Here is a 9840-nt window from a genome sequence, read left to right on the forward strand (position 1 = left end):
CGAAATGCTCAATATTCTAAATTATTTTTATATTTAAATAACTTGCTGTTTTGTTCTCATTAAAAGACTTCTTAAAATTAGTTTTATATACTGAACACTGGAGAAATAGCACGGATAAAATAATCCTTAATTTCCCTATTTTAAGGTATTTTTACCTATAACTAATGTCTTATAACCAAATAAATGTTATGGGTTATCACAACTATATACCTACAAATCAGTCGTCTGCATATTTCTTTATAAAGAACAACAAGTAGATAAACACTTCACCAAGATTAGACTTATAGATTCAAAAAGTTTGCACCTTCTCTTAAAATCTATTAATTATTTCAATTTCTACGAATTAATGACATAAAACCATAAAGTTATTTCGATATATAAAAAACAACATCACTAATCAAAGTGATGTTGTTTTTCTATGCATACACTTAACTAGCTTTTTTTCCTAGTTTTTTATGCTTCTTTTTCTTCTCTTTAAATGGTGACGCTATTTTCTCCCCGTTGGAATGATAAAAGGTAATGTTGCTGACATCAACGTGTTTTCCTTTTTTCCATTTCTTCACGTGTTCAGCGCCACGAATTTCTTTAACTTGATTATTTTCAATCAGAACTTCTTTAACCACTGAGCCTTCAAAGTCTACTATTGAATTTTTCTTGTCTGGACAGATGATAATCTTCGTTTTCTTTAGGCCTTCACCGTTTAGCGTAGCGGTTGCTTTTACCCAGATTCCTTCTTTAATAGAAGAGGAACGATCCATCATGACTAAAGAATTCTCCGTATCAATCACGAGTTTTTTAGCTTTGTAACCGACAAGATTATAAATTTTATTATATTTCTTCTGAGCAGTTAATTCAGTTTGAATGATCAACGGATCATGATCGCTTGCCCGGCCATCTGCTTCTGTAAAAGAAGAGTTAATGTGGACAATCTCTGCTTTCGTCTTAGCCGCCATATTATTGCTCACTAGGATATGATCCAGGACCTGTGAATTCCCTTGATAGGTGTAAGAATAACGTTTAGCAAAAGGTACAGTATCGACCATATTAGTCAATTCTTTTCCTTTTAACACCTCAAGCGGTTTCGAGAACTCGAAATCATTGAAATCGCCTAATAGCACGACATTCGCCTGTTCATCCTTCGCTTTCACATCTTTCACAAACCCATTTACGATTGACGCAATCTGCAGGCGTTGAATTTCACTAGTCAGCACTGGCGGCTGATTTTTGCCGAATAGTGGTTGATCTCCGCCTTTGGAATTGAAATGGTTCGCTACAACAATCACCTTTTCACCATTAAATTCAAACTGTGCGGCAAGCGGCTTTCGGCTTGAAGCAAACGCTGGATTGGTTGGATCTATGCGTCCAGGATTTAGGGTGAGTCTACCCTCACTGAAGCCAACAGCCTCTGTTGCAGTACCTTTCACGCCAGGAGTTAACGTTATTTTGTCTTGCTTATATAAAAACCCGACACGGATATTCCCACCAGGAGCACCGCCATCTTGATTATTTTCCGGTGCAATATCTGTATATTGGTAGACAGGACCGCCTAGTTCGTTAATTTTTGCTGTTAATTTCTCATAACTTTGTGCAGCATCTGTAGTTCCCGTGTCTTTTGCTCCATCATTATCTTGCATTTCTGTTAACCCAATAATATCGGGTGATTTTAAATTTGTCACAATGGCTTCGGCTAATTTAGTCAATTTATCATCAGCTGATTCTGCTGAGAAATTTTCAAGATTATAAGAAGCAATTGTCAGCTTCTTTTGGTCTGCTTCTATTGAAGTGACTTCCCGCTTTGTGCCTCCATCTTTCAATTCAGGCAGTTTAGCTTTATCCGTTAGTACTTTATAATTACTAAAACCATAGCTGACCACACCTGTAACGTTCCCTGCAAAGTAATCCCCTGTTTTGGCCACGTAATTACGGTCGTTAATCAACAGGCTGATTCTTTCAGGGTTCGCATCGGACTCTGTATATTTAAGGCCGCCTGCAGCAGTATTCGTTTGGTAGTTCCCCGGCACGACAATCACTTCACCATACTCCTGCGGTGCAACTACTTTTGGAGAATCCAGTTGAACAAGCATCCCTTCTAGACTTTCGTAAAAATCAATGCCATCTGTATCTGGATTAAATACGGCCAATCCATCGCTATCAATTTTTTCTGTCGGCGAAATACGATCAACTCCGAGAATAACGGGTTTCGGCAAGGCTTGTCCTCTTTGAACTGTCGTCATTTCTGATACATTGATTTCTGTCATTGTCAGATCTGTACTTTGCTTATCAGAATAGCCATCTAGGACGAATTCTTTCACCTGGCCAGAAATCTTCATCAGGTCACCTAGTTGAACTCCGTGAGCTTTTTTATAGATAAGAATTCCTTCTGCCGTGCGCTCATCATTATCACCTTCTGGATCCTGCATATAAAAATTGTTTGCATCTACTATATACGTCACAACACCTTCGATATCAGCTACAGACTGGTTTTCATAGGGAGAGGTATGACCGATCCCCTGAATATCGTGTATGCGTGGATCACCAACTTGAATGGTATACGTAAACGTGGATACCATACTGTCCTTTAAGTCCTTTTTAACTGCAAACGCTTTAATAGTTGTTTCCTTTTCAATAACGATAGCTTCTTGATAGATGCTGCTCGATGTGGATGGTTCTGAGCCGTCCGTTGTGTAATAAATGGTTGCTCCTTCTGTGGCACTTGCTAAAGTAATTGATTCCCCCGTTTTAATCATGCCGCTTCCAGGAACAGCTGCCACTTCTTGAACCTTTGTTGAATCCTGAATCACATCCAACTTACTTCTTGGAATCAGTTGATACACGTTTTTAAAGGAACCTAACACACCTGTAATTTGCTCATAGCTTGTCCCAACTGTCAGCAGTTCCGCATCATTAGGACGGATAGCAAAGCTTGTTCCTTGGTCATCCTTTACTGTGTAGACGCCGTTAGTTAGCGATTCGACATGTACATTTTTCAGAGACACTAATGTCGCTTCTTTAGATTCATCAAGTTCCGAAGCTTTCACTTGGCTCGCTTGCGGCACTCCAGACTTTTCGATTACTGTGACATCTGATTTCTGTACTTCAAGTTCTAATAGTGACTGATAATCTACTAATTTTCCTTTTACTTTAACCAGATCGCCAGTTTCCAGTTCAAGTCCTGCACCGTATAGAACAATTCCTGCCGTCTCATCTTGGATATAGACAGTTGTATTGCTTCCCGTAAATACTGCAGTGACAATTCCAGTCGTTAATGCTGCACTGCCAACCTCTTGTTTTCGAACGTCCAAAATTGAACTTGATGATAAAATACTGTATTCAAATACAGCCACTTCGCTGTTTTCTAAACCAGGAGCTAACGCTACCGCCTTAATCGTCATGGCTGAATCAATTGTAATGGGCGATTCATATTTGGTACTTGAAGCATTAGGTTCTGATCCATCAACCGTATAATAGATCTCAGAATCGGCCGTTTCAGAACGTAAGCTTACCTTCGTTCCTTTTTCTACTCCGCCGGTTGTACTGGCTTTAACGGTTTCGACTTGGTTCGAGTCTTCGTCTTCCACAATACTTCCCGCCGTTAATTCCTTCATACCTGAAACAGTAAAGTATGTTTTCAGTTCACCCGTAACGCTGACTTTTTTTCCTAAATGAGCGGGTGTGGTTTTTAAGCCTAATAAGGTCCGAAGTGTTGAGCCGCTCTTTAACTCAACCGGCATAATTTTAGCAGGATCTGTTTCTTCAGGAGAATCCGCAATAGCAATGTTCGTATCAGCATATTTTGCCGGATCCTTTGTGTACGACTTGGTGCCTGTTGTGTAGCCGACAATGTATCCTTCTACAGTAGCCGTACCAGTATTATTTTCTATTGCTTCACCTACTGTTATGACGTTCGCTGCCATTGACTTATCGACATTAAATGGAGTCATTAAACTAAAAAGTAACGCTAAAACCAAACCTAAGTTTATCTTTTTTCGCATGCCACACACTCCTTCAAATTTAATTACTTGAACCAAGACTAACTACTGATGAAATTTTACAAATACTGACTCATTACCCAAATATATAATAAATTCCAACAATTCAAACAGAGTACAAAGAATCAATAATTGATTATTCAGTAAAAAATCCAGCTAGTAACTAAAGTGAAATGTTCTTCATAAAATCAATGGTCTTTATGAAAAACGAAAAATCCGGATAGCTAATTAGCTATCCGGATTTTTTGATTTATTTACTTAGTTACAGTCTCAGAGATATCGACAATTCTTCCCTCAATCTTCGGTTCAACTGTTTTTAATTTAGCTGCATAATCGCGCAGGTTTTCCCAATCAGATAAGCCAAGATCCGTTACACGGCCTGCTTCATAGGCTTTCTTAAAGACGTCAAATCCGTCTCCGCCCTTGGCCGTAAATGCATTCGTTGCAACAACGTATTCAGCAGTCGGAATCAGTTCTGAAAAAGTTTGATTTTTCCCTACAACTTCCATCTTCTGTACACGGCTGCCAGCAGGTTTCGTGCTGTCATAGGTAAACTTCATACCTGAAACATGTAGGAACCCGCCATTTTCTAACGGTTCTAGACTTACGCTGTGTTCTAAAGCCTCTTTAATTTCAGCACCGCTTAATTTCATCGTAGCTAGTGTATTTCCAAACGGAAGGGTCGTTAACACTTCTCCTACTGTGATGTCTCCCTCATTAATCGCTTCACGAATTCCACCGCCATTTTGGAAAGCAATCACGGTTTCAGGATTATATTCTTTGGCTTTATCAAGCATTCCATCTGTAATAAGGTTCCCTAACTCGGTTTCATTTTTACGGACACTTGGCAGTGCATTATTGCCGCCAGTACGCGGATTCGTTAATGCTTTGACTGCTGTTGCTCCTGTTGACTCTGCTTTCAATTCCTTAATTACACTTGAATACTTCTCAAGTGATTTGGCTACTTCGGGATCATCTGCTTTATCAGAAGTCTTAATTAAATTCCCTTCATGCTCCAAAATTTTTCCTTCAGCATCAAAGTTCACATTTAATTTTCCGACAAAGTCGCCATATTGATACGCTTGTACAATAACGGTTGGATCTTTTTCTTTGCCATTATTGTCTTTAGCAATCACTACTGGTTTATCTAATTGGGTATGGCTGTGTCCGCCGATAATGACATCAATGCCACTGACAGCTGCAGCTAAAATTTGATCGTTATCATAAGCAGGGTTATCATCAAAGCCAAGATGGTTCAGCGCGACAATTTTATTCACACCTTGCTTTTCCAATGCTGCCACTGATTTTTTTGCGGCTTCAATATAGTTCTCAAATGCGACACTGCCAGGACTTGAAATGTCTTTTGTTTCTTCTGTGGTTAAGCCAATAAATCCAACATTTTCTCCCTCAACGTTTAAGACCACTTCACTATAAATCTTGCCGTTTTCCGGCTTCATAGTCAGCGTATCAGAATACAAAGGACTTAAATTTGCATCTTTTGAAAAATCAACATTTGAACTAATCATTGGGAATTTAGCAGCTTTAATAAAACTAGCTAATGCCGCATGTCCTTGTGGTGAAGACCCTAGATCAAACTCATGATTACCAAACGTCATGAGATCGTAGCTCATCGCATTCATGAACTCAACATCTGCTTGTCCCTCGAACTTATTAAAATACAACGTTCCAGAGAATACATCACCAGCATCCAGTAAAAGTGTATGAGGATTAGCTGTGCGTTCTTCCTTCACAACCGTTGCACGTTTGGCCACATTATCTAAGTGTGCATGTGTGTCATTGGTGTGCAATAGGGTTAGCTTTAATGGGTTATGTTTAGGTGCTGTTGCTTTTTCATAAAGCTCTTTATTCTTTTTCACCACCGCAAGAAGGTTAGCCGCAAGCTTTGTCTGTTTCGCAGAAATAGCGGTAACGTACTTTTCAGTATTTGTAATAATTTTTCCTGCTTTTTCAAGATCTGTTTCAATCAGCTTGCCTGATTCGATTTCTTTGTATGCTTGATAGACGGCCATTTCATCATTAACAGATGCAGCCTTTGCTTTTGCTGGAACCGTATAGGTTTTATCTAGAACAGCACGCACTTTTGGTCCATAGACCTTAGCTGTTGCCTTTTCAAATGCAGCGATTTTTGTATGTAAAGCTGTTTGAGCCTTAAGAACATTCTTTTGTTTTCCGCTTGTGATGGCTGTATCAAGATCAGCCTGTGCTTTTTTAAGATTGATATTTGTAGCTAGAACGTACTTTTCTGCACGCTCAAGGTAATATTTTTTATTTGTTAACTTCTTCATGTAGGAGGCTTTTTTCGTCTTGCTTCCACCTTTTTTGTTGATTGCATCAACAGCTGATTGGTATGCTTTCTGTGCATCCTTTACAGCACTTCTTGTTTTAGAAAGAGAAGGCAATTGGCCTTTTTCAGCTGGCTGCTTATAGGTATGAAACGCTGTTTTCATTTTCGTAATAGCTGAAGAAATAGATTGATCAACTGAATTTGTTGCTGCCTGTGTTGGTGCAGCAGCTGCGATGGCTGAGACTGCGATTGCGGATGCTGTAGCGAATTTGATTGCTTTCTTTTTACTCATTCGGTAAGTGTTCCCCTTCCACTATCTAAAGTAGTCCATTGGAACTAAAATGTCCAATAGCTTAAAAAGCACATCTCTCTCTCGTTTAAGCTTTACAATCAGCTACGGTGTCACATTCATTCAGTAAGCGCTCTCTATTTAACCAAAAGTTATTCTATCAAACGATGAGTACATATGAATCTATCATAATATAAAACAGCAGTAAATTCTACCTAATTTACAATGACTTTACATATTATTGGTTTCTACAGAGTTAGCTCTTTACAGAGCATCCTTATCGTTTATTCCTGTTACTGGATAACGACTTTCACTAGTTAATAGTATAAAATAAAAGAACTAGGTTATTCTTTTTGGAACCAGATTCAGCAATTTGACTATTTCGGAAATGACTATCATTATGGACGAATAAATAATAGAGGCAACAACTATATAGAAGGAAGGTATGTATCATGGCAAAAGAAAAGAAAGAATTTGTCTGTTCAGCCTGTGGGTTTTCTCAAGCCAAATGGGGAGGGCAATGCGGTTCGTGCAGAGAGTGGAATACGTTAGAAGAGAGAGTAGTAGAGAGCAAGAGCGCTGCAGCTACGCCCACAACGCCACGAAAGAGTCTTGGGAGAGGCAGTAAGCCTGTCCGACTTAAAGACGTGAAATCCAGTAAACAATCACGAATTCTAGTGACTGACCAAGAGTTTAATCGTGTAATGGGCGGCGGAATTGTCCGCGACTCTATTACGATTATTACCGCTCCTCCTGGTGCCGGTAAAAGTACACTCTTACTCATGATTGCTGAACAATTAGGTTCATCTGGATTAACGGTGTATTATGCTTCTGGTGAAGAAAGTGTTGACCAAATAAAAGAACGTTCAAACCGTGTGGCACCAAACATTGCGGAAAATGTATGGATCCAATCGGAAACCAATATGAATGCGATTGAAGATAGTCTAAACGACGTAGACCCGGATATTCTCATTATTGATTCGATTCAATCGATGTATGTCAATGAGCTGCCGGCTAGAGCTGGTTCCCCTACCCAAGTCGATGAATGTGTGAATCGGTTAATTGGCATTGCCAAGAATCCAGATCGGAAACGCGCTATTTTTATCGTAGGTCAGATGACGAAAAAAGATGAATTAGCCGGGAATCGTAGTATGGAACATGCGGTGGATACGGTGTTATATTTAGAAGGAGAACGCACGCAGCAAATACGATATGTGTATGCTGAAAAGAATCGATTCGGAGAAACAGGCGAAGTAGCATTGTATTCCATGGAACAAGCCGGAATGATTCCGATCACGAATCCTTCTGAGTTCTTTATGACGAAAAGAAAGAGCCCGGTGCCAGGAAGTGCGTTGACGGTTACAAGAGAAGGAACCCGTAATATCGTAGTCGAAGTAGAATCACTAACCGAGAGTTCGATGTATGGCTTCCCGATTCGCGTATCAGAAGGCATCAACAAACAAAATCTCCAAATCATGACCGCCATTGTTGAAAGAAGCGGTGTACGTCTGAGTGACAAGGACGTCTATGTAAAATTCGTCGCCGGAATGAAACCGAAAGAAACCTCTGTCAATCTAGGCATTGCCATGTCTATTGTGTCGAGTGTGCATAAAATGGGCATCCCTACGGACACCGTGTTTATCGGCGAAGTTGGATTAACAGGAGAAATTAAAAATGTACCGTACCTAGAAACACGGATCAAAGAACTCGATCGCCTAGGCTTCCATACCGTGTACATTCCTAAAGGAAATCTTAGAGAGGCGATTCCAACCAAGAACCTGAAAGTCATGGAAGTTGGGACACTCAATGAGGCGATTAGCTCTGTCTTTTCAGCAAAATCAAAGGCGGTTACACCGTTTTAAATATATATTGGAAAATAGTTACATTAATAAACTCGGATGAAAACCGTTTGCCAACTTGGCAAGCGGTTTTGTTTTTATAGATCCAATCATGCTAGATAAATCTTTTCTGTAATCGCAGGCTGGAACTACCGATCCGGTTTCCATTTCAACAACATCCTGCTTTTCCTGTCGTGTGGTGAGGATATAAAATATTGCCGTCATATTTACGGTTGAGTGCCAGTCAATTTACTTACTGTGGTAATAAGTAACCTTGTTGCAAACGTATGTCTAAACAAATGAGGATGTAGCTTGAATCCGATATCCTCAGAAAACTTCGCTTTCTACCAAATAAGTTTCCCATCGATAACAAAGGTTAAAAAATGGATTTCTTACAACATCTTTTCTTTTTATTCCTGTTGTAAATCCACAATCTTTGAAGGACTTGTACTAATTAATGTTTCTGAATCCTCTTCTTTTATTAAGCCTAAGGGGTAGTAATTACCATCAAAGCTCTTCCTATTAAGTATTTTATTACTTCTCCCACTTGCACACCTCATTAATAAACGTTCTCTCTCATCCTGAGCAACCCCCGTCCTTAATAGAAACATAAATTTAAAAGAGTCTGCCTCACTTGAAATAGGGAATGTTACAAAACTTACTTTAACCAAATTTGAAATTACTAGCATCTGTTTAATATTGTGTTGTAGGTCTCTACCAAATCGATCAATTGAGTAGATAATTAACTCCTCTATTTTTAATTCTGTATATCTTAAATACTCAACCATTTCTTTCAACTCAGGTCGATCTGTATTCTTACCTGAATATCCTACATCACTAAATTCCCTTATTAATTCTAATCCTTTTTGTTTAGCATAATTGTTAATTTCTTGTTGCTGATAACCCACACTTTCTTCTACTGACTTACCTTTTACTTTCGTAGATATTCTACAATAGCTGATGGCTAGCCTCTGTTCTGTCGCCATAATATGCACACCTTTCTTTAAAGTTAATAACAGGGTATACATTGTTATGTTTGTTGCATACGTTGATTTTTATTTTTTTCCATTTAATTAAATGTAATTTCTTAATGACAAAAAAAGCCCTATAGAGATTCCTCTCTACAGTACCTATTAGATACCTAATCCATTGCTGAACGATTCCTGGCATCCTACATTCTTAAGTTTATCTTTCTACTTGATTCGGTTCTAATGAAATAGAAAAGCCTTGTAGAGATTTCTCTCTACAAGGCTTCTTTAGATGACGATTCCCATAGTATCGGAATTAGACTTGCATCTCCAATCATCTATAATGTTTATTATTTTATTGTAATAGCTATAGGAGTCACTAAGGTTTTACCAGTTGGATAAGTAACACCAGTTACTGCTGTAATTTTATTTGTCAGCAGTATACTTTGTT

5 protein-coding genes are annotated in these 9840 nt (G+C 38.8%); 1 reads left to right on the forward strand and 4 read right to left on the reverse strand.

The window, feature by feature from the left end:
* Positions 1 to 428: 428 nt before the first annotated feature.
* On the reverse strand, positions 429 to 3992 hold the full coding sequence (locus WYK_RS15635; RefSeq protein WP_051387573.1) for an FN3 associated domain-containing protein: 3564 nt from the start codon (positions 3990 to 3992) through the stop codon (positions 429 to 431).
* 251 nt (positions 3993 to 4243) lie between these two features.
* On the reverse strand, positions 4244 to 6586 hold the full coding sequence (locus tag WYK_RS15640) for a 5'-nucleotidase C-terminal domain-containing protein (RefSeq protein WP_040375407.1): 2343 nt from the start codon (positions 6584 to 6586) through the stop codon (positions 4244 to 4246).
* Between the two features lie 449 nt (positions 6587 to 7035).
* Here WYK_RS15640 and radA point away from each other — a divergent pair, with 449 nt between their 5' ends.
* Positions 7036 to 8445 carry a DNA repair protein RadA gene (radA, locus tag WYK_RS15645; RefSeq protein WP_040375408.1) on the forward strand — a complete coding sequence of 470 codons (1410 nt, stop codon included), beginning with the start codon at positions 7036 to 7038 and terminating at the stop codon, positions 8443 to 8445.
* Positions 8446 to 8463: 18 nt separating this feature from the next.
* On the opposite strand, the gene WYK_RS26050 is transcribed toward radA, so the two are convergent.
* Together WYK_RS26050 and WYK_RS15650 are read right to left on the reverse strand one after the other, a co-directional pair.
* On the reverse strand, positions 8464 to 8589 hold the full coding sequence (locus WYK_RS26050; RefSeq protein ID WP_268870063.1) for a hypothetical protein: 126 nt from the start codon (positions 8587 to 8589) through the stop codon (positions 8464 to 8466).
* Between the two features lie 242 nt (positions 8590 to 8831).
* A complete protein-coding gene (locus WYK_RS15650; RefSeq protein WP_040375409.1) occupies positions 8832 to 9407 on the reverse strand; it encodes a recombinase family protein in 576 nt (191 codons plus the stop codon).
* Between the last annotated feature and the right edge of the window lie 433 nt (positions 9408 to 9840).

It is taken from the genome of Peribacillus psychrosaccharolyticus ATCC 23296, from assembly GCF_000305495.1.
In the GTDB taxonomy this organism is placed as follows: domain Bacteria; phylum Bacillota; class Bacilli; order Bacillales; family DSM-1321; genus Peribacillus; species Peribacillus psychrosaccharolyticus.